We start from the raw sequence: 26,796 nt of genomic DNA on the forward strand, positions 1-26,796 counted from the left end.
AACAGAATGTTTAATATTTCCTTAAAAAAAACTTAATAGAAACGTAGTAAAAGTGTTAAAAAATTTTCTAAACAAAATGTGAAAAGTCATATTCTTGGCGCTTTTCAAGTGGGTTCTATTTCTTAAAATTTCATAATCACTAATCTTTGATGTTTAAATACTTTCCACATAAATCGCCAAACGCTCTGGGATTTTTGGTTTATATTTGTGTTTATTGTTTAATACCAAAACTACAGATATGAAATTCGGACAAGTAGAAGACCCTTCAAAAATAGATTTCACATTACCTAAAGATCATCCCAGAACGAAAGAGATACTGGCTCTAAATAAAAAGGACTGGAAAATATCTCTATCGGATGTGCTAAATGGAATAAAACGGATCTCAAAGGATTTTATCCTAAGGGAACTAAGGATGAACTGACCTATTATGCAACCCAGTTTAATTCTATAGAGCTGAATGCTACTTTTTACGGAATGCCAACTCCGGATCAGGTAAAAACCTGGAAAGAAAAAACTCCGGCAAATTTTAAATTTTTTCCTAAGATCACCAACACAGTTTCCCATTTCAGAAGATTGATTGATGTTACCGATCCGGTAACTCATTTTGCTTCCGCTGTCATCAATTTTGATGAAAAGCTGGGAATGGCTTTCCTTCAGCTTCATGATAATTTTAAGCCTAAAGATTATGACAGGCTGGAAAAATTCGTAAAAGAATGGCCAAAAGAGGTTCCATTAGCTATAGAACTCCGCAATACGGAATGGTTTACTGATGAGGAAATCCTTAATACAACATGTGAACTTTTTGAAGCCCATAACATTACCAATATTATTGTAGATACTGCCGGAAGAAGAGACATGCTCCATATGCGTCTTACAACTCCTAATGCATTTATCCGTTATGTAGGAGCCAATGCAGAAAGTGATTATGAAAGACTGGATGATTGGTTAAAACACCTTACAAAGTGGAAAAAAGAGGGTCTGCAGAATCTTTACTTTTTTGTTCATCAGAATATTGAGAAAGCCTCTCCGTTATTATCCGCTTATTTCATCAAAAAAGTGAATGAGGAATGGGGAACTGATATACATATTCCGCAAATGGCGACCGAAAGTACAGGAACACTTTTTTAATATATTTAATATAAAAGCTTACTGCAGAAATAAGAATTTAAGCTTACTGATTTTAATTAATCTTGTAACAAAATTCCTTTTTTTTAACGAAAAGTTTCGTATATTAGAGTATAATGTATTTCACTAAACATTATACTTTAAAACATAAATCATGGAAAAGGAAATTTGTACAATCAGTATTGCCAATAACTGGCTGGGTGATGAATATATTTTTTATGAAAATCATACCATAAAAAGAGTATATGACAACCATAGTCTGAACTCCAATAAAAGCGAATGGCTTAATCCCAAAGAAATCAGTAAACAGAACAAGGATAAACTTATCAAATCATGTCCTGAAGAATTTAAAGAGCAGATCATGCAGATTCTGGATTATCCTTAACAAAAAACAAAAGGTAATGAGCAATAAGAACTCATTACCTTTTTATTTATTTTTTCTGAGAAGCAATACCAGATTGAGAAACAGAAGCAGGAAGTCCAACGTAATCCAGATTCCCAGTTTTGTATTCTCATAATTATAGGCATCTACCTGTTTTTTGGCTGCATCAGACAGTTTCATACTCTGATTAATGTAATTCTGCACTTCTACAATCTGATCGATATTCTTATTGGGTACAGAATGTTGGGAAAAGTATACAAGATTTTTCTTTCCGAGATATCCTGCAATCCAGTATTCATCGGATTTATCCATTTTCAGGTACTCTATTCTGTAATATTCCGGACGTATTTTTCCAATATGCTTCGGTTCAAGAACTGTACTTTGATCTGTTTTATTCACATTGACCAGATAAAAATCCAATGTCTGTGGAAGTTTGTTGACCACCTGCAGCCCTACAGAATTATCCACAAATGCCACAGCACTTTTCTTAATAAACCAATAGGTAAAAACAGAAATTGAAAAAACAACTGTTACAATACGAAACAGCTTCGCCCACCTGGCGATACTTCCTGATCTGACCTTAAACAGGACCAGAGAAAGAACACAAGCCAAAAATATTATAAAAATAATGAGTGTCATATTTTACAAAGATACTTCTTCTCTTTATTTTATCTATATTTGCGCTCATATTTTTAATTTTACTTAACCATGAAAAAAACATTCTCAGTACTCTTTTTCTTTTGTATTGTTATCATCTGCGCTCAGATAAAATTTGAAAAAGGTTATATCATCAACAATAGTGACGTAAAAAAAGAAGTGCTTATCAAAAACCAAGGATGGGCAAACAATCCGGATACCTTCACTTACAAAACAGATGAAAAATCAGGAGAAAGTACAGGAACACCTTCTACAATTAAAGAATTCGGTGTTTATAATGATGTAAAATATGTTACGTACAACGGTGATATTGATTATTCATCTGATAATACCGGAGATCTTTCTTTCATCAGGGAGCCTGAATTTAAAAAGGCGTCTGTATTTCTTAAAGAAATTGCAACAGGTAATAAAAACCTGTACTCTTATCAGGGTCACAATATAATCAGATATTTCTATTCTGATTCAGATTCTTCTATCAAGCCCTTGATTTATAAAAAATACTTTTTCAATGGAAATAATTTGCAGGTTGCAGCCAATGAAGAATATATTGATCAATTGAAGACCATATTTTCAGATGATAATACAGCTCAGGCAACTGCTTCCAAAACAAGATATACAAGTAATGACCTAAAGAAAATTTTCTCTACATATAACAGTAAATTTGCCGGAGCTGCTAATGACAGAAATATTTCTGACACTAAAAGAGATTCAAAATTTAATTTAGCTATCAGACCTGGGCTCAATTTTTACTCACCTTTAGAAATAACAAAAACCTTCAGTAACGAAGGTGCTCCTTCAAAAACTGGATTTAGGATTGGGGTTGAAGCAGAAATTGTACTGCCTTTTAATAGAGGTAAATGGTCAGTTGTGGCTGAACCAACATTCTCTCTTTACAATAATAAGACAGCTGTAAGAACAACTAATGGTAATTTATATAACATTAATGTAGAGAATTATTCATTCATCAGCATTCCTTTAAGTGTAAGACACTACATGTTCATCAATGACAAATCAAAGATCTTTATTAATGCCGGTATTAATCTCCTAACTCTGAAAACAAGTTCAGCAAAGGATTTAACCATGGATTATGACGGATATGTATTTGACAGATTAAAATTATCTTCATCTCAAGCTTTCAAAAGCGCTGTTTTTGGAATAGGGTACAATTATAATAACAAATACATTATAGAAGCAAGATATAATACAGCCATGAATCTACTTGAAGAAAAAGGGCCTAAAGCAAACTTAAAATATGCTTCCATAATTCTGGGATATAATATTTTCTAATCCACATTCCATTCTTTATAAAACTGGTCGAGGAAATTCAGCATATAATCATGCCTTTCTTCGGCCATTTTTTTTCCTTTTTCAGTATTCATCATATCTTTCAGAAGCAATAACTTTTCATAGAAATGGTTAATGGTTGTTCCATCAGATTTTTTATATTCTTCTTTTGACATTCCCAGTTTGGGTTTTATATCGGGATGATACATCGGATTATTTTTAAAACCTCCAAAATTGAATGTTCTTGCAATTCCGATAGCTCCTATGGCATCAATGCGGTCGGCATCCTGTACAATCTGAAGTTCAACGGGTGGATTTACCGGAGCCTGATCCCTGTTTTTAAAAGAAATATTTTCAATAATAAACAAAACCTTCTGAATTGTTTCTTCCGGAACATTCTGCTCTTCAAGAAACGTTCTGGATATTTTGGGAGCAATGGTCTCATCGCCATTATGGAATTTAGGATCTGCAATATCATGAAGAAGTGCTGATAATTCAACAACTTCTTTGTCGCAATCTTCAGTTTCTGCTATTTGTGCAGCCAGCTTCCAGACTCTTTCAATATGGAACCAGTCATGACCTGCTTCTGCTCCTTCTAATTTTTCTTTTACAAATGCTACCGTGTTATCTATTGTACTTTTCATTTATCTGTCAGTTCATTTAAAATAATATCCCAGAGTTTACTGTTGTAACTTCTAAAAAAATTGATATGACCTATTTCCTTTTTATCAGATTCTGAAACAGCGATCAGTCTGTAAGTGGGTTTAAGATTAGGATAGGTATTATTCAATAAGCTTAATACGCCTTTTTCTGTCAGCCATATATCATCTTCAGCGCGGACTACAAATACTTTCTGCGTCAGATTTTTTGAGAAGTTATCAATTTTCTCCAACAGCCTGTTGGTTGATTTCCTGTTTAAAATTAAGGTTCTCCAGTCATATGCGCAATTTTTTGGAAGACTTTCTCCGAGCCCGAACCAATGTGCCGGAAAATATCCTAACAATGAAGTAGTTACTGGCTGTGCAATTCCAAATCCTAAATAGGCTTCTACTTTTGTTATCCCTCTAAGGTTTCCGACAAAAGCATTTTGGGTTCCCACAAAAAAAAATTCTTCAAACATTTCAGAATCTTTATTCATACCCAGAATTAATGCCCCCACAGAATGCCCAAGACAATATTTTTTGTATTCTTTAAAATTTGTCTTGATATATTGAGTGACAGCTTTATAATCTTTTGAGCCCCAGATTCTCATAGAGCCATGAAACCCTCTCATATTTTTCGGTTTGGAAAGTCCTATCCCCCTGTAATCATAAGTTATTACAGTAAAGCCTTGTTCAGCGAAATAGCTGGCAAATGAAAAGTATACCTGCTGCTTAACTCCTGTTGCTGAGTTGATCAGCAATAGTTTCCCATTATCTTTTTGCGGTTTAAAGAGATGGGCAGTCAGGGAAATATGGTCTTCTGTGGTCAATATTAGTTTTTCCATAGTATAAAAGAAAAAATCCACTATAAAAGTGGACATTTTACTTATATTTTTATGTTAAGTTTCAGATTTTTGATATGTCGTAAATAGCTTTATGAAAAGAAATCTGAGATTCTAGGCAGTCCGGTCTGAGAACCTTTCCCTCCTGAGACTCTTGAAGAAACTTCATTCCCGAATTTCACACATTCCTCAATAGAATTCCCATGACAAAGTGCAATAGCAAATCCTGAGGTAAATGCATCTCCCATTCCCATTTTATAAACGGTTTCATCCTTATCGTTTCTGTAATACTTCATCTCAGTACCATCAAAATAAATGGTAGAGTTGGTATCATCTCTCACAAAAACTTTATTGAAATATTTTTTAAGAATGTCTTCTCTCTTTTCTTCCCCGAAAATAATGTATAACTCATTGCTTTTAGCCACAATAAAGTCAACATTTTCTAAAATTTCTTCACTGACTCTCATTGCAGGAGAAGCATATAATCCTACTTTTTTTCCGTATTGTTTTGCTTTTTTAACGGTATGTTCCACTACATCCATAGAAACCTCAAGCTGTACCAGTATAAGATCTGCGGTGTGAAAATATTTGTCAGCTTCATCTATATGTGATTTGCTGAGATATTTATTGGCTGCCGGTACCACCACAATGGCTGCATTCCCATGGGAAGTTGTTACATAAGCTGTTCCTGTAGCTTCTTTATCTGTTTCATGAACAAATCCTACATTCACATTTTCGCTTACCAGATTTCTCATGATCTGCTGGCCAAGAGGGTCCATTCCAACACATCCTATGAAGTATACACTGGCCCCCAATCTGGAAGTCCCTACCGCCTGATTGGCTCCTTTACCACCAAAATAACTATCTGACTTCACGGCCAAAACCGTTTCGTTAGGTAGGGGAAGTTTTTCGGTTTCAAGAACCAAATCTATAGATGAGCTGCCTACAACAATAATACGGGGTTGTTCTGATGAGAAATTCATTGTGTTTGTATTAGCTTTAAAATTTATACCTGATAAAATTAGATCTCTAAAATAACTAATTTTAATTTAACTTATTTCTATAAATTCAGTAATTATTTTCACAGGCTGATGATCTTTGTCATAAGCAACATAGCTTGCATAAAAACCCTCTCCATATCCTGTTTCAAAAGCAAAAATAGTTCCCGGATGTTCTTTTGCCGGTTTCAGAAAGGCATACTGATCTATCGCTCCGTTTTCATCAAAGAAGTAATCATGGAAAAATTCTTCATAAATTCCCATAAAATCCCCTCCTTTATTTTGATACAGTCTTTGTTCAAGTTCATTGAGACTGTTTTGGGTATCAACATCCATAAAACATCCCATACCGCTTTCTACCGGATATCCAAACACCTCTCCTTCTTCCAGATCTTTTATTTGCTGCCCTGCCGTAGTGGCCAGCTTCCATTCTTTAATTTCAGAATTGCTGAATATAATTTCGGCATAGGCAACACAGTTACTTTCTCTTTCTTTGTGCAGCATTACAGAGAAATCTCCTTTTGGAAATTCTGTAGTGAAAGGAAGCATATCATTAGTGATCAAAGGATCACAGGCCACCAGCTTTCCGCTGGAAAGATAGATCTTTCCTACTTCAAAACTTTCCAGTAACGGACTTTCTACAAAATCTTTCGAGAATAGTTTTTTTATGTTTTCTATATGTATCATTGTATTTATTCTTTTAAACCATCAGGCTGGATACAATTTTCATCTGTACCCAGCCTGAGATTTCTGACAAATTTATTGTCTATATTTTACAAACTTTTCAGTTTCTCTTCAAGGATAAAAATATCTATACTTTTTACCAACTGCTTGTTTCATCAAATATTTTAAATAATCCTTCTCTATATGGTTGCTTTAGCTGCTTTATTCTGCTTTTCAAAACTTCCCAGCTTTCTTCTGAATATGATTCCAAAACAGCATTCAATTCCTCTTTATTATTATTAACATAGTCTACAGGAACTGGAAAAAAGTTATTCCAGTGGGGCTTTTCTTCAGAATTTTCATAAAGGGCAACTGTTCCTATCCTATCATTGAGTTTTCCTTTTCCTTTATAAGGTAAAACCTTTATGACAGGAAACTTACCTCCAAAACCTTTGGATAGATTGGTAGTGACAGCAATCATTTTAGGTTTTTCAGAAATGACTATTGCTCCGTTAGAATCTCCATATTTAAAATGTTCTTTTTGTCTTCTCCAATAAAAAATATTTACAAGTAAAAGAATAATAAAAGCAAATCCTCCCCATAGCCATGAAACATCCCATGCAAAAGCTAACGAAAACAATAAAGCAATTAACAAATAAATAGGTTTATAAATGTATTTTATCAATACAAATGGCATTACTCTAACCCTTCCAGGATTTGAAGCAACTGTTCTACTATCTAATGTTAAAATATCTCTATTATCATCCATATTTAAGGAGTATTAAATATTTTACAAACTTTTCAGTTTTTCTTCAAGGATCGCAATCTTATCCTGAGCATCTTTTTGCTTTTGACGCTCTACTTCTACGATTTCCGGTTTTGCATTCGCAACAAATTTCTCATTGGAAAGCTTCTTCTCTACTGAAACCAGGAATCCCTTCAGATATTTCAGCTCTTCCTCAGTTTTAGCTTTTTCCTCTCCTAAATCTAAGTTTTCACTTAAAGGAATAGAAACTTCAGTTGCACCTACCAAGAATGTAAAGCTCGGTTTATCTGTTTTCTGTCCGAAGTGGATTTCAGAAACATTAGCCAGTTTTCTTACTACAGCTTCATTGGCAAATTCAGAAGCATTGGTATAAATTTCAGCAGCTTCTCTTGGTGAAATTCCTTTTGTCTGACGGTAATTTCTAACCCCTGAAATTAATTCTGCAGCAGTTTCAAAGTTTTTAATAATGTTTTCATCAAACTGTCCTGCCTCTTTCTGCTGAGCAATCACCAAAGCCTCATCAACCTTCCTTTCTGAAATCATCTGCCATAACTCTTCTGTTAAGAAAGGCATGAACGGATGAAGTAACTTCATCAGCTCTTCAAAGAAATAGATGGTTTTGTTATAAACTTCTTTTGAAATCCCTTCTCCGTAATTAGGCTTAATCGCTTCAAGATACCAACCGCAAAAATCATCCCAAATTAATTTATAGATCAAATGCAGTGCATCGGAAATTCTGAACTTCTCAAACTGATCATTGATTTCAAAGATGGTTTTGTTCAGCTTATTTTCAAACCATTCAATAGCCTGATTATCTGTAGCAGCAGCTGGTTTGTCTTCGTGATTCCACATATTGATCAGACGGAAAGCATTCCAGATCTTCGTCATGAAATTTCTTCCCTGAAGCATTAAATCTTCATCAAAAAGAAGGTCATTTCCGGCAGCAGAACTCAATAGAATACCTACACGTACACCATCTGCACCATATTTATCCATTAATTCAAGAGGATCCGGAGAGTTTCCTAAAGATTTTGACATCTTTCTTCTCTGCTTATCTCTTACAATTCCTGTAAAATACACATTCTTAAAAGGAACTTCTTTTCTGTATTCCAGTCCTGCCATAATCATTCTGGCTACCCAGAAGAAAATAATATCCGGTCCGGTTACAAGATCAGAAGTAGGGTAATAATAATTAATATCTTTATTTTCCGGATCAAGTAGCCCATCAAATACAGACATTGGCCATAACCATGATGAGAACCATGTATCTAATGCATCATCATCCTGTCTGAGGTTTTCTGTCGTCAGACTTGAATTTCCTGTCTTTTGTTTCGCAAGTTCCAAAGCTTCTTCTTTGGTTTCTGCTACTACAAAGTCTTCATCTCCTTCTCCATAGTAATAAGCAGGGATCTGCTGCCCCCACCAAAGCTGACGGGAAATATTCCAGTCACGGATGTTCTCCATCCAGTGTTTATAAGTATTCTTAAACTTTTCCGGATAGAACTTTACCTCATCATCCATTACGACATCCAAAGCCGGCTTGGCAATTTCAGACATTTTAAGGAACCACTGTACTGAAACTTTAGGTTCGATAACGGCACCTGTTCTTTCAGATGTTCCAACTTTATTTACATAATCTTCTGCTTTAAGCAAAAGATCTTTTTCTTCAAGTTCTTTAGCGATCTGCTTTCTTACATCAAATCTGTTTTTACCAGCATAATGTAAACCATATTCATTAAGGTTTCCGTCATCATCAAGTGCATCAATCATTTTTAAATGATGCTTCTGACCTATCTCATAGTCATTGATATCATGTGCAGGAGTAATTTTCAAAGCTCCTGTTCCGAATTCAATATCAACATATTCATCCTCAATAATCGGGATTACTCTGTCAACGATCGGTACGATTACATTTTTACCTTTTAAATGTGCGTATCTTTCATCATTCGGATTGATACATACGGCTGTATCCCCAAAAATAGTTTCGGGACGCGTGGTAGCTACTGAAAGAAACTCTTCCGAACCTTCAATCTTATATTTTAGGAAATATAATTTTCCGTTCTGTTCTTTAAATATTACTTCTTCGTCAGAAATATTGGTTTTTGCTTCCGGGTCCCAGTTGACCATTCTGTAGCCTCTGTAGATAAGTCCTTTATTATAAAGGTCTACGAAACTTTTAATAACTTGCTGTGAAAGTTTATCCTCCATCGTGAAGCGGGTTCTGTCCCAGTCGCATGAACATCCCAGCTTCTTCAGCTGCTCAAGAATGGTTCCACCATATTTATTGGTCCAGTCCCAGGCATGAGTTAAAAATTCTTCACGGGTAATATCTGATTTATTGACTCCCTCAGATTTCAATTTAGCAACAACTTTAGCTTCAGTAGCAATTGAAGCGTGATCTGTTCCCGGAATCCAACAAGCATTAAACCCGCGCATTCTTGCACGGCGGACCAGAACATCCTGAAGGGTATTATTCAACATATGCCCCATGTGTAATATCCCCGTTACGTTTGGCGGAGGAATGACCACGGTATACGGTGGCTTGTCATTAGGTTCTGAATGGAAAAACTTATTTTCCAGCCAGTAATTGTACCATTTCTGTTCTGTTTCCTGTGGATTGTACTTTTCTGAAATCTGCATAAATTCTATTTCTTTGGCTTGCAATTTGCAAAAATAGTCTAAAGAAAAAAATTTTTAAGCATGAATTAAAATAATTTTTAACTTTGTTTCACAAAATTTATCTAACAAACATATTAACATTCAAGAATATGAAAAAACTAATTGCAGGAATTGCACTATTCGGGACATTTGCTCTTGCATCTGCACAAACTATTACATTTGATAAAACGACTTTCGATTACGGAACTATCAAGCCTAACGCTGACGGAACAAGATTCTTTACAGTAACGAATTCAGGTGACAAGCCTTTGATCCTTTCAAATGTAAAGCCTTCTTGTGGATGTACAACTCCTGAATTCAGCCAGGATCCTATCATGCCAGGTAAATCTGCTAAGATTAAGGTTGGATACAACACAGCGATCCCTGGACCTTTCAACAAAATGATCGAGGTTTTCTCTAACGACCCTGCAAACAACAGAAGTGTAATCTACATCAAAGGTAACGTAGATGCTAACGCTCCTGAACCAAAAGTATTGACTCCTGCTGAGCAGAAGGAAGCTGCTAAAGCTGAGAAAAAAGCTGCAAAACTTGCTAAAAAAGCTGCTGCAAAGTAAGCTCTACTCAAAAAATAAAGAAACCGTCTCTATTGAGGCGGTTTTTTTATTACATTTATGTTGGATTAGGTTGCGCATGGTAGATAATAGCCGGCAGTAGATGTATTGACGTTTTGATTAAACATATTTATTTACATTTAAATGGCTGGGCTAAAGCCCACCTCTATTGAATTTTAATAACAAAATCTTTTTAATCTTTAATATATGGACACCAATTTCTCAGATGACTTTAAGGTAAATGGAAAATTTTCAATAAAAAAAACTTCAACCTCTTATAAGGGAAAGCTTACAAAAGAAGAAGGAGAGCAGATGCTGATTCAGGAGAAAGAAAAGCTCCGTGAACTGCAGGAAAAACTATATGCTGACGGAAGCCAGTCTCTGCTGGTCGTATTACAGGCTATGGATGCGGCAGGAAAAGACAGTATGATAGAGCATGTTTTCGGAGGAGTGAATCCACAGGGATGTAATGTGACGAGCTTTAAAACTCCAAGCCCGAAAGAATATTCCCATGATTTTCTATGGAGGCATTATCTGGCACTTCCACAGAAAGGCATGATCGGAATATTTAACCGTTCACATTATGAAAGCGTCTTAGTATGCAAAGTACATCCTGAGTATAACCTGAGTGAAAAAACGTGGTCTTCAGTAAAAGACTTTGACAGTAAATTCTGGGAAAACAGATATGAAAGCATCCGTAATTTTGAAAAACATCTTTCGCAAAACGGAACAACTGTGGTAAAAATCTTTTTGAACGTATCCAAAGACGAGCAGAAAAAAAGGCTTTTAGACAGAATAGACGAGCAGGAAAAAAACTGGAAATTCTCTGCAGGAGATCTTCCGGAAAGAGCATTATTTGATCAGTATATGGAAGCCTATGAAACAGCAATTAATGAGACAGCAAAAGATCATGCCCCTTGGTACGTGCTTCCTGCTGACAACAAATGGTTTGCAAGAGTAGCTGCCATTCAGATCATCATTGATACTCTTGAAAAGATGAATCTTAAATATCCTACGCTTTCTGATAAGGACAGAAAAGAATTACAGGATTCTAAAAAACAATTGGAAAGTGAATAAATCAGGTTGGAAGGAGGAAGCATGAAGATGGAGTTTACAATCATTGTGTTTAAAAAACGTCACTCTTCCAGCCTCTGACTTCCAGCTTTAAAAAAAATCACGAGAAAATCTATAAGCCGGATTCTGTACTTCCGGAGAAGCGCCTGTTATTTATCTGCGTGTTACATTGCTGCAACACTTGAGCTGATTACCCCTCGGTTTTCAGGACGAGCCGCCCCTATTTTCATTACTGAAAAGAACCGATATACTTACCATTGCACCGCAAAGAGTTTACCTGGTTTCACTACAGCCGAACTGTACCTGCTTTCTGTTGCACTTGTCCTACCCTCACGGGTGACGGATGTTATCCGCTTTGCTGCTCTGTGGTGTCCGGACTTTCCTACCTCCCGTAAAACGGGAAATCAACAGGCCGATTTTCTCGCGGAGGCAAAGGTACGCAAATTTTGCGGTAAAAAAAGCAAACGGTGAAATGACTAAAGGTCTTAGTTCCATGCAAACGATATTGATTGAGCAATTTTTTCCGTTTTTTCACCTCTTTACTATTTTACATGATAATTTTCCCTAATTACCAGTTTATTATTATCTTCGTGCCATTATATATCTATGGATTCCAGAGAAAAAGAATTTGCGCAGCTTATCAAAGATAATCAGGGACTGATTATTAAAGTATCGCGCCTGTATACCAATTCTCTGGAAGATGAAGAGGATCTTTTCCAGGAAATCGTGTTACAGCTCTGGAGAAGTTACGATTCTTTTAAAGGGAATTCTAAAATTTCCACCTGGATGTACCGTGTAGCGCTCAATACAGCCATTACCCTCTTTAGAAAAAAAAGCAAAAGCCTTCCTACGAATGAGCTGGACATCAACCACAGGGATTTTGTGGAAGATGATGATGAAAAACAGCAGCAGGTATCACTTTTGTATACTGTAATCAAGACTCTTCCTAATGTAGAAAGAGCCATTGTCATGATGTATCTTGACGATCTGCCATATAAGGATATTGCAGAGAACCTCGGAATCACTGAAGTCAATGCACGCGTGAAAATGAACAGATTAAAGAAAACCCTTAAAGAACAGATGGAAAAATATGCCTGAATTTGATTTAGACAGCTTTAAGAAAACATGGCAGGAACAACCTGTACAGCATAAATATGACAACACCGAGATTCTTCAGATGTTGAACAGAAAGTCACGCAATTATGTGAAATACATTTTCTGGATCAGCGTCGTAGAATTACTGTTCTTTTCAGTACTGGGACTGTTTTACTTTTTCCCTGAAGAGGAGTCAGATAGTTTCCGTAAAATGCTGGAGAGATTAGGGGCACAGGAAGCTCCTGAAGCAGAAAATAACTTTGGTCATGTTTATCTGGCTATAAAAATCTTAAGCTTGCTGATTACGGCTTATTTCGTGCTGAAATTCTATCAGAATTACCGGAAAATAAAAATCGAGGAAAATCTGAAAGGGCTTATTACCCGGATCATTAAATTCAAAACAACTGTCAATGCTTTTATTCTGATCAGTATTGTATTGCTGTTAATATTCACGTTTGTACTGGTTGCTTTTATATTTTATATATTGGATTCCCAGAATATACAGCCCAGCGGGTCCAATCTTACCATTATTATTGTTGGGATTGCCGTAAGCACATTACTCGCGGTTTCTATGATCTGGCTTTATTACAGACTGGTATATGGCACCATCATCAAAAAGCTTGATAAAAATCTGAAACAGCTTAAAGAAATAGATTCTCAGGAAAATTAATATCCATAGGCATAGTTCGGGATATAATTATTAATTTTATTCCACCAAATCTTAAACTATGCCCTTATCTTATGTGTATGGAACATCTGAGATTCCATTATTAGGACACACCATCGGAGCCAATCTTAAAAGTACGGTCGAAAAATACCCCCATCAGGAAGCTTTAGTCTGCGTTCATCAGAATTACAGAGCTACTTACCAGGAATTTTATAATCAGACAACCGCTGTTGCAAAAGCTCTATTGTTTTTGGGAGCAAAAGCAGGTGACAGAATCGGAATCTGGTCTTCCAACCGCTATGAATGGGTACTTTTGCAGTATGCCACTGCAAGAATAGGAACTATTTTAGTGAATATCAATCCGGCCTACCGGACTCATGAATTAACTTATGTACTTAATCAATCCGAAGTTCGCTTTATTTTTTCTTCTTTAAGTTTTAAAACCAGCAACTACAAAGAAATGGTTGAGTACGCAAAAGAAGTATGCCCAAGCCTGGAGCATGAAATATTCTTTGATGAAAACTGGGAACATTTTGTCAATAACGGGCAGGAAATTTCGGATGAAGTGCTTCACAGCTTTGAAGAACATGTACAGTTTGATGATCCTGTTAATATTCAGTATACTTCCGGAACTACCGGTTTTCCGAAAGGTGTTACGCTTTCCCATCATAATATCCTCAATAACGGCTATTTTATAGGTATCAGATTAAAATATACGGAGAAGGACCGTGTTTGTATTCCTGTCCCTTTCTACCATTGCTTCGGAATGGTGATCGGAAATATCTGCTGTACTGCCCACGGAGCCTGTATGGTAATTCCCAATGACAGTTTTGATCCGGAAATTACGTTAAAAGCCGTTTCGGAAGAGAAATGTACTTCTTTGTATGGAGTACCAACTATGTTTATTGCGGAACTGGCCGTAAAAGATTTTGACAGCTATGATTTTTCAAGTTTAAGAACCGGTGTTATGGCAGGCTCCGTATGTCCTCCGGAAATTATGAAGAAGGTGGAAAACCTTATGAATATTAAAGAAATGAGCATCTGCTACGGAATGACGGAAACATCACCCGTGTCTACGCAAACTTTAATAGGAACACCGTTGGAAAAGCAGGTCAGCACTGTAGGAACAGTTCAGGATCATCTTGAAATAAAAATTATTGATGAAAACGGCAGAACTTTAAAGCGCGGTGAACATGGTGAGCTTTGCACAAGAGGTTATTCTGTCATGCTAAAATACTGGAATGATCCTGAAAATACTAAAAAAGTACTGGATGATGCTCGCTGGATGCATACCGGAGATATGGCTGTAATGGACAAAGACGGTTATATTACTATTTCCGGAAGGATAAAAGACCTTATCATCCGTGGCGGCGAAAATATCTCTCCTAAAGAAATTGAAGATTTTCTATATACTTATACCAACATTCTGGATGTGCAGATCATTGGTGTTCCCAGTGAAAAATTCGGGGAAGAAGTGATGGCGTGGGTGAAAGTGAGAAAAGGATTTACCATCACTGCGGAGGAACTACAGGAATATTGCAAAGGAAGAATAGCCCATTATAAAGTGCCGAAATATTGGAAGTTTGTAGATGAATTCCCAATGACTATTTCCGGAAAGATAAGAAAAGTGGAGATGCGGGAGATTTCGATGCGGGAACTTGGGCTTGAAAATGTAAGACAAAATTAATTTGGCAGAAAAGCTAGATTGTAAAAGAGCAAAAGCCATTGCCTCATTTATTATAAAAAACAAAAAGCATTTCGGATTGAAATGCTTTTTGTTTTTTTATTTTAAAGTTCTTTTCTTAACCTTGCTACCGGAATATTAAGCTGTTCACGATACTTTGCAATCGTTCTTCTTGCTATATTATATCCCTGTTCTTTCAGAATAACCACTAATGCATCATCGGTAAGCGGTTTTCTCTTATTTTCTTTATCAATCACTTCCTGAAGATGAGTTTTGATTTCCTTGGTGGAAACTTCTTCCCCATCATCATTCGTTAAGCTGTCTGAGAACAGATCTTTAAGATATACAATACCGTTAGGTGTATCTGCATATTTACTTTTTACTACCCTTGAAATCGTAGAGATATCAAATCCTGTAATATCAGCAACATCCTTCAAGATCATTGGTTTCAGAGATTTTTCGTCTCCGGTGATGAAATAATCCTTCTGGAATTTCACAATGGCTGTAATCGTCTGCAACAATGTATTCTGACGCTGGTTAATGGCATCGATATACCATTTTGCAGCATCCAGCTTTTGCTTGATAAATAAAGCAGCCTGCTTGTGTTCCGATGAGTTTTTATCATGGGAATATGTGGTAAGAATGTCTTTGTATTCTTCAGAAACTCTTAATGTAGGTGCATTCTTGCTGTTCAGCATAGGAATTACCTGACCGTCTTTCACCTGAATAACAAAATCCGGGATAATTTCCTGATTGATCGTAATTGTCTGTGTATCAAAGTTACCTCCTACTTTTGGGGATAGCTTTGATATTTCATCCAGAGCATCTTTCAGATCATCTTCTTCAATATCGTATTTCTGGATGATTTTGTTATAATGCTTATTCGTCAAAGCTTCAAACTGATGTCTCAGGATGTTGGCAGCCAAAGAAACTGCTTTATCTGAGCTGACTTTCTTTTCAATCTGTAATAACAGGCACTCCTGCAGTCCTCTTGCTCCCACTCCTGGCGGATCAAGTTTCTGAACATAATTTTCCAGGATATCCTCCACTCTTTCTTTAGTAGTGTAAATTCCCTGTGAGAAAGCCAGATCATCAACAATAGATTTGATCTCTCTTCTCAGATAGCCGTCCGTATCTAAATTCCCGATAAGATATTCTGCAATCTTCAGATCTTCATCACTGATATTCACCAGGTGAATCTGTTCTGTAAGATAATCATATAAGGACTGTCCTTCTGTTAAAAGACTCTCGTTATCAAATTCTTCATCATCCGGAGAGTAGTTGCTGGATGCGGTTTTATAGCTTGGTTCGTCGTCATAAATATATTCATTGACGTCGAAATCTGTTTCAATGCTTTCTGTACCCTCATCCTGATAAGCGTCTTCAAGGGAAGAATAATCGTCTTCCTTAGAATCTTCTTTCGCAATTTCCAAAGCTGGGTTTTCTTCTAACTCTCTTTCCAACTCCTCTTCAAATTCAAGAGTATGAAGCTGAATAAGCTTCATCAACTGGATCTGCTGAGGGGCCAGCTTCTGTCCTAATTTGAGTTGTAAGTGTTGTTTAAGCATATTCTTTATTTACGTTTTAACATAACATATTCTACGAATTTAATAAATTTATTTGATAAAAAACGCATTTAGCATGATTTTTGCATTACTTATCCCAACATAATAAACTATTAAAGAATAAAAAAGCCTTAACTTGTGATTAAGGCTTTTTTTATTGTTCTAGAATTCAGCGCTTTTTGGCGTTCTAGGGAAAGGAATTACATCTCTGATATTCGTCATTCCTGTTACGAAAAGAACTAATCTTTCCAGTCCTAAACCAAAACCGGCATGCGGTACTGAACCGAATTTTCTGGTATCAAGATACCACCAAAGCTCGTGCTCATCTACATGCATATCTACCATTTTCTGTTTTAAAACATCTAATCTTGCCTCTCTCTCTGATCCACCGATGATTTCACCGATACCTGGGAAAAGCACGTCCATCGCTGCAACGGTTTTGTTGTCATCGTTCAGTTTCATATAGAAAGCTTTGATTTCTTTCGGATAGTCAAATAATACTACCGGGCTTTCGAAATGTTTTTCAACAAGGTATCTTTCATGCTCAGACTGAAGATCAGTTCCCCATTTTTCAACCGGGTAAGCAAATTTTCCTTTTTTATTTTCTTTAGAGTTCAGTAAGATTTCAATAGCTTCCGTATAGCTTACACGTTTGAAACGTTTTGCCACTACATTCTGAAGTTTTTCGATAAGACCTTCTTTTGCTCTTTCTTTTTCCGGTTTTGACTTTTGTTCTTCTTCAAAACGCTTGTCTAAGAATTCAAGATCATCTTTACAGTTATCCAAAACATACTGAATCACATATTTTAAGAAATCTTCCGCAAGGTCGATATTGTCTTCAAGGTTGTTGAAAGCTACTTCCGGCTCAATCATCCAGAATTCGGCAAGGTGTCTTGTGGTATTGGAATTTTCTGCACGGAAAGTAGGTCCGAAGGTATAAATTCTTCCCAATCCCATAGCTGCAGTTTCTCCTTCAAGCTGTCCTGAAACCGTAAGGTTTGTTTTTCTGCCGAAGAAATCCTGTGCAAAATCTATCTCTCCTTCTTCAGTTCTCGGCATATTGTTCAGATCAAAGTTGGTTACTCCAAACATTTCTCCTGCCCCTTCCGCATCAGCACCAGTAATAACCGGTGTATTGATATAGAAAAACTGGTTCTGGTTGAAGAATGAGTGAACTGCAAAGCTTACTGCGTGACGTACTCTGAACACTGCTCCAAAAAGGTTTGTTCTGAATCTTAAGTGCGCCTGCTCACGAAGTTTCTCCAGACTGTGCTTCTTAGGCTGAAGAATTGTACTCTGAAGTTCTTCCGTAAAGTTATCCCCTAAAATAATAATCTTTTTAGCGATAATTTCCACAGACTGTCCTGCTCCCTGGCTTTCTACCACTTCACCTACTACTTTCAGGGATGAAGCCGTACTGATATTCTTGATGATTGCTTCATCAAAATTTTCGAAATCAACAACTATCTGCAAATTATTAATCGTAGAACCATCATTAAGCGCAATAAAGCGATTAGCACGGAATGATCTTACCCATCCGTAAACTGTAATGTCATGATGTAATACTTTCTTGTAATCCTTCAGGATTTCTTTGATCGTTTGCTTTTTCATTTGTTGATGATAAATTTTTTATATAAAAATTAATGTCTGCAAAGTTACAAAAAAACAGCGCAACTTAATGATTGCGCCGTCTTTAAAAATCATTTAACAAGCATTTAAACTTTCAGTTCAGGAAATTTACCTTTTTCTGCTGCTCAATCTTTTTCATTGTAAGGATACATTTCCACTCAATATTGTCCTGAACTTCAAGATAAACCCGCATCTGACCGGAGTGAATCACTCAACCTTATCACTTTCAGAAAGAATAAATTTTAATTTATTCTGAGTTTTCATGGAATTAGTTTTTATTTATTGAAATGGTTATTAGTTTTTAAGCAATAATTTCATGATCAACTACAGGTCAGCGAATCCAAATTAAACTATACTACACTTTTAAACACTTTTGGATGGATTCTACGAATTTTGTTTTTAATTACTTCAATGATTTTTCAAATGATCACCACTCTTTTACATCTCTGAATTCTGAACAATTACTTCATTTTTTAGCTATTATTTTTTACTGGTTACCTTTTCTCATTTTTACCAGTTCGTTAATAATTTTGTTATAAAGTTCTTTTAATTAACCGGCAACCCGGAATTGATATTTTGTAATGTGCACATACAAAATGAAACATTGTGTTTTTACCTGAAGCAAAGATGCAGAAAAGAGGAAGAATGATACAAGTGAATGCTCTATAGATTCATAAATCTATATATTTAAAATCATGAATTTATAAATTCAAACAAATGAAAATCAATAAATTAATCCTAATTAGAAGACATATTTTCAATTTCTTTCAGATAGATAGAAAGAGGGGTACCGGTTCGTTTTTTGAACGCTAAAGTGAAGGCCTGTTCGTTATTATACCCTAGTTCCTCGGCAATAAATGGAATCTTATAAGACCTGAATTTTTTATCATTGGCCAATCTGTTGATGGCATAATCAATACGGAGATCATTAAGATAAGTGGCAAAGTTTTTTCCTTTGTAGGTATTGATAATTTCCGACAGATATTTTGAGTTTGTTTTTATTTTTTTGGCAAGACTTCCCAGCGTAATTCCTTTATTCAAAAACTGATCTTTGTTTTCAAATATTTCAAGTTCTTTTAAAATAGTTTGAGCAATATCTTCGGAAATCGTTCTTGGTGTTTTTTCCTCAGAATGTTCTGTATTTTCTAACTTAGAAACTTCAGAAAGAATTTCTTTGGCTTCCGACAGTTTGTTTTTGCCTATTTTATTTTCATTAACAGATTGAATCAGATCCTGGGCAATCTTTTTATAGTTCTTTTCGGATTTTTTATATTTGAAATAAACGTTGATAAACAACAGGTGTGATATCAACAGAAGACTCAGTACGATATAAAATAAACTTTTTCTTTTGGTAAGTTCATTGGTAATACTCTCTTTCTCCTGCTGCAGTTCAGGAGTATCATATCTTCTAGGAAGTTCTCTGGAAATATACCTGAACTGGGTATCCAGAACATGATCTACCTTTAAAAACCGATCTACATAATATAGCTGCTTTTCTTTATCATTGTTTTCTTTATAATAATCGATCAGGTAAGTATACACATCTCTCAGCTCGGGATAAATGTAATTGGTTTTAAGAACCATAGAATCAATCTTCCGGAAATACTCTATTGCTTTTTCTTTTTCGTTGAGACCGGCGTAGGATTTCCCCAGATATAAAGAAGTATAATGCTGGTTCCTTTTAGAACCGTTATTATTGGTAAAAAAATATTTTTCACACTCTAATAAACCATCGATCGCTTTCTGATAGTTTTTTGAATGCAGATGATAATATCCTAACATTCCAAGGTTCTGGTGATAGCGGTAGACATCTTTATTCTTTTTAGAATCCAGTAAGCCTTCCTTTATGAGGATATAGGCAGAATCCATCTTATTGATTTCTATGTATGCGTCAGCCAGGTTTAACTTAAGACCATTCTTCTCATCCTGATTCATATAATCGGCATCATACGCATAATGTCTTAAAACCTTGGCTGTCTCGGCATGTTTCCCAATATAATTATTAAGATAGGCAATACTGATATGTGCCATAGCAATCTGCCTTTTATTTCCTTTTTCTTTGGCATATTTCAGTCCTAAAATATAATTGTTCAGCGCAGCCTGAAGATTATCATTTCTGAAATACAGATTCCCTTTTAAGAGATAGATTCTGGCCGGATATATATTTTCTTTGGAATTCCTGGTAATAGGCTGTAAGCTGTCAAGATATTTTAATGCATTGGGTAGATTCTCTTCAAAATGAAGCATAACGTATCCTTCAGCAATCTGAGTAATGTTTTTTTCAGTTTTTGCTTTTTTAAGATAACTTTCTGCAATACTTTTACTGTTTACATCTCCGAAACGACTGCTGTAGAATTCTTTTTCCAATTCCTTATAAGACCGTGTTTCAGGAGTATTTTTTTCTAAATTATTGGTTTGTGCGTGAAAAAACAGATTTCCAATAATAAAAAACAGTATTAAACATTTTATTTTCATCATTCATCCGAGCTATATTACAAAAATATTATTTTTTCTTCAGTACAAGGGTCATTGCTTTTGCTTTTTTCAACGTATTCATCAATATTTTCATTAAAATTAATGATGATAAATACAAAAAGAGAGTACAGGCTGAAAATGCACTCTCTTCAAAAGTTATTTCCATTCTATTTTACCTTCCATATAATATACTCTTCCGTTGTTCTCATAGAGAAGATCATAGCCCTGAGAGGTCAGATAGAAATGACAGACTTTCATTTCATTGTTTCTATCTCTAAATTGAATCACTGCAGGACACATTTTAGCGTGATCCATTTTTTTCACCATCATATTGAAGTTCTTCTGGATATTTCTTTTGCTATACAAGGACAACATTCTGTCATCAATAAAACGGACATACTTCAGAGATGACAAAGGATAAGTAATTAATTTAAAGGGCTGTCCTGCAAGCTTCGCAGCATTCTCATTGAAAAAATTCGTGATTGAAATACTGTCCTGGGTAATACTTTTCACCACACTTGATTCATATCTCTGCCCATCCGCAAATTCCATACTATAGATCGCTTCCATTTTAATGGCAAAACCTTTTCCGGATTTTCTTAAATCTGTAAGATCTGTAAATTCTTTTCCTTTTTTAATGACAATCAAAACATTCCCTTCTCCAAAATCACAATCATAATATTTTTTATAATCGAAAGGTTCTTCAATATTTGTTTTTAAGGTATCATTCATTGTATTTTGTGAAAAAATGCGTGCAGATAGCATCAATAAAAATAAGATCAGTTTATAATTTTTCATGGTTGGCTATTTAATTTTTGTTCATAATTTTTAAAAAACAAGGTTAATTCCTAAACCGAAGCGGAACCCTTTAATAGGAAACGGTTTATACGTATTATATTCAAAATTATACCCGAATTCTGCGCAAAAGAAGTGGTAAAAACTGATTCCCGCCTTTGGGGAAACGGCATAAGGGGAAATTCCTGCTCCAGCATAAAAAGCTGATATCTCGGCACCATCCTGAAATGAAACTACCTTTCTGAAATAATCAAACTCCGGAATAACCAGCAATTTTCTTTCGTCCCACCAGTTAAAATGTCCCCTTAAGCTATAATAATTCTTATCACCATCAGTCAATTTTGTTCCTATTGATAGAAATGCCTTTTTATCCATTGAAGTTCCTTCAATTCTGGTGCTGAGAAGAATGACCAGCCACTTTTTCTCTTTGACTTCTTCGAACTGGGCTTGCAGAAAACCATTAAGAAATAGTGCAGAGATTACTACAAACTTCTTCATAACGTCTTATTTACTTTCTGTTTCTTAAAATTCCAGTTGATGAGAGGAAGTTTCCTCCTTCCGTTCTCATTCCATCCGCCAATCTGGATTCCTCTGAAATCCTTACATTGATTATACAACCCGATCTGAATTCCCCGGCATTTCTGACCAATATTTGCCAGTGGCGCTACAGAAACTCCTTTCATCTCGTGATGCACATTAAAAAACGGAGAAACAGACATTCCATTGGTCACTGCATACGTATTGATATTACTCGATACATTAATTTCCAATCCGTTTGTGACAGTAGGCTCCATGTTGATGATTGACAACTGCAGTCCGTTAATGGTATTCATCTTTTTACGGGGAACAATTACATAATCATGGTTTCCTGGTGGCTGTAAATTGAAAAGCATCAATGGCGGCAGGAAAATGCCCACAAAATTGAATCCCATTCCTAAGCCGTTTACTTTTTTGGGCTTAAAATGATCTTCCTCATCAAAATATTTAAATAAAATCCCGTTGACATTCCGGACATTCTTTGAGGGTGATGCTGCAATTAATCTTGGTTTCAAAGAATCAACCTTCAGACTGTCTGATGCGTATATCAGACCGTGGACTAAAAGAACTGCTGTTATTAAAATTCGTGTTTTCATAATTCATTATTTTAAAATTACAGTTCAAAATTATCGGCAGAACACACAGCTCCAAATGTGAAAAAAAATTAAAAAAATTATACTGTTTGCGAAAATCACAAATATGTAGATGAGAAATGAAGTGTTAACTAATATAAGCGGGCTGGAAGTGGGAAAAAGGAGGCTGGAAGTTACTTTAAGTGATAAATAGCAATAATGATTATAAATCCTATTGATGCAGTAAACGGTTATTTATTCTTTTGACATCCAATACTTCCCTTCTCCCAGCCTCAGGCTTCCAGCCTTCATAGCAGAAAATCAAAAGCTTTCTCCACAAAAAATACTACATTTGTGAAAATCACAAAACTATGCACCAGGAGGCTTTATTGAAGGAAATCCGAAGAAAAATAGGTGAAAAATCTTTAAATGATGAGATTGCCAATATTCTTAATATCAGCTACGATGCAGCGCACAGAAGAACTTCTATGAAAGCTAAATTCAGTTTTGAAGAAGCGCTGGAACTCGCCAGATATTATCAGATCTCACTGGATCAGTTTCTGGGAACAGAAAACCAGTTGGTTGTCAAAAGAACACAGCCTGTAAAAACCACAGAAGACCTTTTGAATTACTTTGAAAACTCTTTAAAAATTCTGAATGTTTTTCAGAATATTGCTGATTCCAAAGTATTTTATTCTGCAAAAGACATCCCTTTTTTCTATACCATTTCAGATTCTATCCTGTCCCGTTTCAAGTTTTATGTCTGGATGAATCTGCTGAATCAGGATAAGTTTTTAAGTCCGTTCCATGAATTTAAAATGGAATATCATTCTGTAAAAAATGAAATGCTGAAAGAGCTTTATGATAAACAAAACGTAACTGAAATCTGGAATGACACTACCATTATGAGTGCCCTGAGACAGATTTCGTTTTATAATGAAATGGGATTACTGAAGGAAAATGAAGCAACTCTTATCCTGGATGATCTGAAAAAACTATTGGAAAGCCTGGAAATTAAAACGCTGGAAAAAACTAATTTTCAGATCTATGTGAATGATTTGGTCATTTTAAACAACAGTATTTTATTCAAAAATGAAGAACAGTGTTCTTTTTTTGTCCCTTTCAGTATGTTCGGATATATGATGACCAATGACAAGATAACCTGTGAAGATTCACTGAGCTATTTTGAGCATCAGATCAAAAACTCAAAATCTCTGAATGAATCCGGAAACCGGGAAAGGAAAATATTTTTTAATAAAATGTATGAACAGATTGACCGTTTAAAACAGAATGTATTATGAATACTCTTCGAAACGGCGAATATTTTGGGGAAACCCATCAGATGATCAATTTAGATGGATTGACCATTACTGATACGGAATATACACATCCCTATGTAGACTGGCATTATCATGAGAACGCTTACTTTACCTTTCTGCTTCAGGGGAATATGACAGAAGGAAACCGGAAAGAAACTTACGGCTGCTCTGCCGGAACATTGCTGTATCATCATTGGCAAGATCCACATTATAATATTAAACCTGATATTTTTACACGGGGCTTCCACATAGAAATTACTCAAGATTGGTTTGATCAGTTTGATATCCCGAAAAATAAAGCCGAAGGCAGCTTTGCCATAAAAAATCCGGCTTTAAAACTCCTGATTTGGCAGTTATTCAAAGAAACCAAAATGAATGACACTTCTTTTGAATCCTCTGCCACTCAGCTTCTGTTGCATCTTTTCAGCGAACTGACTCAAGAAAAAGGAAGCAAAGAAAGAAAACCTGTCTGGGTAAATCAGATTAATGAGATTTTACACGAGAACTCTGCTGAAAACCTTACACTTACCGGAATTTCTGAAACCCTGAATATCCATCCTGTTCATTTAAGCAGAGATTTTCATAAATATTTCCATTGTAACCTGGGAGAATATATCCGGAAAATAAAGGTCAACAAATCCATCAAGCTTCTCCATTCTCCTTCTTCTTTAACGGATATTGCGCTGGAATGCGGCTTTTCGGACCAGAGTCATTTTATCCGGTGCTTTAAAGAAAACCTCGGAATCACCCCTTTGAAATACAGGAATCTTCTGAAAAACTATTAAAGTCTTCTCGTATTAAATCATCATTCACGATTTGGATACATCATTCCCCGATTCGGCTACATTTTCCTCTTTCTGACTTTCCATCTTTGTACCATCATTTAAACAAAAAAATATTTACAATGGAAACAAAAAAAGTATGGTTCGTGACAGGAGCTTCAAAAGGCTTAGGATTCGAGTTGGTAAAGAAATTATTATCCGAAGGGTTTCAGGTTGCTGCAACCAGCCGTACCGTTGAATCCCTGGTCTCTTCAATCGGAGAAACTTCAGAAAATTTCCTTCCTCTCAGCGTCAATATTACAGATAACAATGATATCAGATCTGCTATTAAAAAAACAGTTGATCATTTCGGAAGACTTGATGTAGTGGTCAACAATGCAGGTTACGGACAGATTGGAACTCTTGAGGAGCTTACCGACGAGGAAGCCAGAGAAAATTATGCTGTGAATGTTTTCGGAACATTAAATGTGATCAGAAATGCGATGCCTTATCTTCGTGAGCAAAGATCAGGAAATATCTTCAATATTTCATCGGTCGGCGGTTATTCAGGAAATTTTCCGGGCTGGGGAATCTACTGCTCTACAAAATTCGCCGTTGCCGGTTTTACAGAAGCGCTGGCGGAAGAGGTAAAAGACTTCGGAGTTCATGCTACCGTTGTTTATCCCGGCTATTTCCGTACCGATTTCTTGAATAAAGACTCTGTGAAAACCCCTTCAAGTCCGATTCAGGCCTATGAAGCAGCAAGAAGTTCTGAACAGGCCCACCTTAATGAAATCAATGGCAACCAGCCGAATGATCCGGTAAAAGCTGCCGATGTTCTGATCCAGATCAGCAAAGAGAAAAATCCTCCTGTACATTTATTATTAGGAGTAGGAACCATGGAGTTTCTGAACAACAAGATTGATATTTTAAAGAAAGATGCTGAAAAATGGGAAAACCTGACAGTTTCAACTGCGATCTAGCTTTACTATGATATTCTTCGGCTCTGTTTTGATTAAGCAGAGCCGAAGTCTTTCATTAAACTTTTTACAAAAACAACTAAATTAGCTATTATGAAACAGCCCGTTCGTTTTAATACCATTTCAGATTTTCATGCTTTCTGTGGTCTTCCGAATCCTGATCACCCGCTGATCAGCCTGATAGATTACAGCAAGGTCCGCTATGTTGTAGAAAATGAAGAATTGAGCTGGATTCAGAATTTTTACTCTATCGGTCTGAAAAAAAATGTCAGTCCAAAATTCAATTATGGACAGCAGCAATACGATTTTGATTCAGGAGTATTGTGCTTTGTTTCCCCTCAACAGTATTTAAGTCTGGAGATTGATCCTGATGTTGAAGTGGAACCAACGGGCTTTTTACTGTTAATTCATCCTGATTTTCTGTGGAATACCTCATTGACCAAGAAAATAAAATCCTATGATTTTTTCAGTTATCAGGTGAAGGAAGCTCTCTTTCTTTCTGATAAAGAGGAGAAAGTGATTGTTGATATCCTTAAAAATATCGAAAGGGAATACATGGCCAATATCGATAAATTCACGCAGGATCTGATTATTGCCCAGATTGAATTGTTATTGATTTATTCAGACCGCTTTTATGAAAGGCAGTTTTTTACCCGAAAGAAATCAAGCCATGAGCTGCTGCATAAGTTTGAAGATATTCTTTCCCGATATTTTGAAAACGGCAATCTTCTTGAAAACGGGATTCCATCGGTGAAATGTATTGCCGAGCAAATGAATATTTCACCCAACTATCTGGGAACTTTGCTCCGTCTGCATACGCAGCAAAACACACAGCAGCATATTCAGAATAAATTGATTGATCTGGCTAAAGAACGTTTGAGCACAACGAGTCTGTCTGTAAGTGAAATTGCTTATGAGCTGGGATTTGAACATCCGCAGTCTTTCAGCAAACTTTTCAAACAAAAAACAAATCAGTCACCGGGAGAATTCAGAAAACTTTTCAATTAAAGGTTTGATTTGTAAGCAGTAATGTTAATTTCATTCTATTTTACCCT

24 protein-coding genes, 1 other RNA gene and 1 pseudogene are annotated in these 26,796 nt (G+C 35.8%); 12 read left to right on the plus strand and 14 right to left on the minus strand.

What is annotated here, in order from left to right; all coding sequences use genetic code 11:
* The first annotated feature begins 238 nt into the window (after positions 1–238).
* Both EL165_RS11360 and EL165_RS11365 read left to right on the plus strand, forming a co-directional pair.
* Positions 239–1,128, plus strand: a pseudogene (locus tag EL165_RS11360) (DUF72 domain-containing protein).
* 151 nt (positions 1,129–1,279) lie between these two features.
* Entirely contained in the window at positions 1,280–1,510 is a 231-nt protein-coding gene (locus EL165_RS11365) for a hypothetical protein (protein ID WP_002977020.1), read from the plus strand.
* 42 nt (positions 1,511–1,552) lie between these two features.
* On the opposite strand, the gene EL165_RS11370 is transcribed toward EL165_RS11365, so the two are convergent.
* A complete protein-coding gene (locus tag EL165_RS11370; protein WP_002977019.1) occupies positions 1,553–2,146 on the minus strand; it encodes a hypothetical protein in 594 nt (197 codons plus the stop codon).
* A gap of 69 nt (positions 2,147–2,215) precedes the next feature.
* Between EL165_RS11370 and EL165_RS11375 the strand changes: the two genes are divergently transcribed.
* Positions 2,216–3,451, plus strand: coding sequence for a porin family protein (locus EL165_RS11375; protein WP_002977017.1), 1,236 nt, complete (start codon positions 2,216–2,218; stop codon positions 3,449–3,451).
* Here the strand turns inward: EL165_RS11375 and EL165_RS11380 are convergent.
* From EL165_RS11380 to EL165_RS11405, 6 genes are all read right to left on the minus strand, one after another.
* Positions 3,448–4,092, minus strand: coding sequence for an HD domain-containing protein (locus tag EL165_RS11380; RefSeq protein WP_002977015.1), 645 nt, complete (start codon positions 4,090–4,092; stop codon positions 3,448–3,450). The genes EL165_RS11375 and EL165_RS11380 overlap by 4 nt on opposite strands.
* A complete protein-coding gene (locus tag EL165_RS11385) occupies positions 4,089–4,934 on the minus strand; it encodes an alpha/beta hydrolase family protein (protein ID WP_041461401.1) in 846 nt (281 codons plus the stop codon). The genes EL165_RS11380 and EL165_RS11385 overlap by 4 nt, the downstream gene beginning before the upstream one ends.
* 89 nt (positions 4,935–5,023) lie before the next feature.
* Complete coding sequence (locus EL165_RS11390) at positions 5,024–5,914, minus strand: ribokinase (protein ID WP_002977011.1); 891 nt, start codon at positions 5,912–5,914, stop codon at positions 5,024–5,026.
* A gap of 66 nt (positions 5,915–5,980) precedes the next feature.
* On the minus strand, positions 5,981–6,616 hold the full coding sequence (locus tag EL165_RS11395; RefSeq protein ID WP_002977009.1) for a DUF4241 domain-containing protein: 636 nt from the start codon (positions 6,614–6,616) through the stop codon (positions 5,981–5,983).
* A 133-nt stretch (positions 6,617–6,749) separates the two neighbouring features.
* The gene (locus tag EL165_RS11400) at positions 6,750–7,361 is read right to left on the minus strand and encodes a DUF3239 domain-containing protein (protein ID WP_002977007.1); all 612 of its coding nucleotides are present in this window, start codon (positions 7,359–7,361) and stop codon (positions 6,750–6,752) included.
* A 21-nt stretch (positions 7,362–7,382) separates the two neighbouring features.
* Positions 7,383–9,998: a valine--tRNA ligase gene (locus EL165_RS11405; protein WP_041461400.1), complete on the minus strand. Its 2,616-nt coding sequence runs from the start codon at positions 9,996–9,998 to the stop codon at positions 7,383–7,385.
* Positions 9,999–10,126: 128 nt separating this feature from the next.
* Between EL165_RS11405 and EL165_RS11410 the strand changes: the two genes are divergently transcribed.
* A complete protein-coding gene (locus EL165_RS11410; protein ID WP_002977002.1) occupies positions 10,127–10,591 on the plus strand; it encodes a DUF1573 domain-containing protein in 465 nt (154 codons plus the stop codon).
* 204 nt (positions 10,592–10,795) lie between these two features.
* Positions 10,796–11,665: a polyphosphate kinase 2 family protein gene (locus EL165_RS11415; protein ID WP_002977000.1), complete on the plus strand. Its 870-nt coding sequence runs from the start codon at positions 10,796–10,798 to the stop codon at positions 11,663–11,665.
* Between the two features lie 96 nt (positions 11,666–11,761).
* On the opposite strand, the gene rnpB is transcribed toward EL165_RS11415, so the two are convergent.
* An RNA gene (rnpB, locus tag EL165_RS11420) (RNase P RNA component class A) lies at positions 11,762–12,086 on the minus strand.
* Between the two features lie 182 nt (positions 12,087–12,268).
* On the opposite strand from rnpB, the gene EL165_RS11425 reads away from it, so the two are divergent.
* Genes EL165_RS11425 through EL165_RS11435 form a run of 3 tightly spaced genes read left to right on the plus strand, consistent with a single transcriptional unit; the run spans position 12,269 to position 15,111 of the window.
* Positions 12,269–12,760: an RNA polymerase sigma factor gene (locus EL165_RS11425; protein WP_002976998.1), complete on the plus strand. Its 492-nt coding sequence runs from the start codon at positions 12,269–12,271 to the stop codon at positions 12,758–12,760.
* Complete coding sequence (locus tag EL165_RS11430) at positions 12,753–13,427, plus strand: hypothetical protein (RefSeq protein WP_002976996.1); 675 nt, start codon at positions 12,753–12,755, stop codon at positions 13,425–13,427. Before EL165_RS11425 ends, EL165_RS11430 begins: the two co-directional genes overlap by 8 nt.
* A gap of 58 nt (positions 13,428–13,485) precedes the next feature.
* Positions 13,486–15,111: an AMP-binding protein gene (locus EL165_RS11435; RefSeq protein WP_002976993.1), complete on the plus strand. Its 1,626-nt coding sequence runs from the start codon at positions 13,486–13,488 to the stop codon at positions 15,109–15,111.
* 101 nt (positions 15,112–15,212) lie between these two features.
* On the opposite strand, the gene rpoN is transcribed toward EL165_RS11435, so the two are convergent.
* The 6 genes from rpoN to EL165_RS11465 form a co-directional block, all read right to left on the minus strand.
* On the minus strand, positions 15,213–16,676 hold the full coding sequence (rpoN, locus tag EL165_RS11440) for an RNA polymerase factor sigma-54 (RefSeq protein WP_002976989.1): 1,464 nt from the start codon (positions 16,674–16,676) through the stop codon (positions 15,213–15,215).
* 159 nt (positions 16,677–16,835) lie between these two features.
* The gene (gene asnS, locus EL165_RS11445; RefSeq protein ID WP_002976987.1) at positions 16,836–18,284 is read right to left on the minus strand and encodes an asparagine--tRNA ligase; all 1,449 of its coding nucleotides are present in this window, start codon (positions 18,282–18,284) and stop codon (positions 16,836–16,838) included.
* Between the two features lie 756 nt (positions 18,285–19,040).
* Complete coding sequence (locus tag EL165_RS11450; RefSeq protein ID WP_002976985.1) at positions 19,041–20,780, minus strand: helix-turn-helix domain-containing protein; 1,740 nt, start codon at positions 20,778–20,780, stop codon at positions 19,041–19,043.
* Between the two features lie 153 nt (positions 20,781–20,933).
* Complete coding sequence (locus EL165_RS11455) at positions 20,934–21,575, minus strand: hypothetical protein (RefSeq protein WP_002976981.1); 642 nt, start codon at positions 21,573–21,575, stop codon at positions 20,934–20,936.
* A 30-nt stretch (positions 21,576–21,605) separates the two neighbouring features.
* Complete coding sequence (locus EL165_RS11460) at positions 21,606–22,070, minus strand: hypothetical protein (RefSeq protein WP_002976980.1); 465 nt, start codon at positions 22,068–22,070, stop codon at positions 21,606–21,608.
* Positions 22,067–22,705 (minus strand): hypothetical protein, encoded by a 639-nt coding sequence (locus EL165_RS11465; protein WP_002976978.1) that lies wholly within the window; start codon positions 22,703–22,705, stop codon positions 22,067–22,069. Before EL165_RS11465 ends, EL165_RS11460 begins: the two co-directional genes overlap by 4 nt.
* A 347-nt stretch (positions 22,706–23,052) precedes the next feature.
* On the opposite strand from EL165_RS11465, the gene EL165_RS11470 reads away from it, so the two are divergent.
* From EL165_RS11470 to EL165_RS11485, 4 genes are all read left to right on the plus strand, one after another.
* The gene (locus EL165_RS11470) at positions 23,053–23,982 is read left to right on the plus strand and encodes a helix-turn-helix domain-containing protein (RefSeq protein WP_002976976.1); all 930 of its coding nucleotides are present in this window, start codon (positions 23,053–23,055) and stop codon (positions 23,980–23,982) included.
* Positions 23,979–24,785, plus strand: a complete 807-nt coding sequence (locus tag EL165_RS11475; RefSeq protein WP_002976975.1) for a helix-turn-helix transcriptional regulator — start codon at positions 23,979–23,981, stop codon at positions 24,783–24,785. The genes EL165_RS11470 and EL165_RS11475 overlap by 4 nt, the downstream gene beginning before the upstream one ends.
* Positions 24,786–24,904: 119 nt before the next feature.
* Positions 24,905–25,744 carry an SDR family NAD(P)-dependent oxidoreductase gene (locus EL165_RS11480; RefSeq protein ID WP_002976973.1) on the plus strand — a complete coding sequence of 280 codons (840 nt, stop codon included), beginning with the start codon at positions 24,905–24,907 and terminating at the stop codon, positions 25,742–25,744.
* A gap of 90 nt (positions 25,745–25,834) precedes the next feature.
* A complete protein-coding gene (locus tag EL165_RS11485; protein ID WP_002976971.1) occupies positions 25,835–26,749 on the plus strand; it encodes a helix-turn-helix domain-containing protein in 915 nt (304 codons plus the stop codon).
* The last annotated feature ends 47 nt before the right edge of the window (positions 26,750–26,796 follow it).

Origin of the sequence: Chryseobacterium gleum (genome assembly GCF_900636535.1) — a bacterium.
Lineage (GTDB): Bacteria > Bacteroidota > Bacteroidia > Flavobacteriales > Weeksellaceae > Chryseobacterium > Chryseobacterium gleum.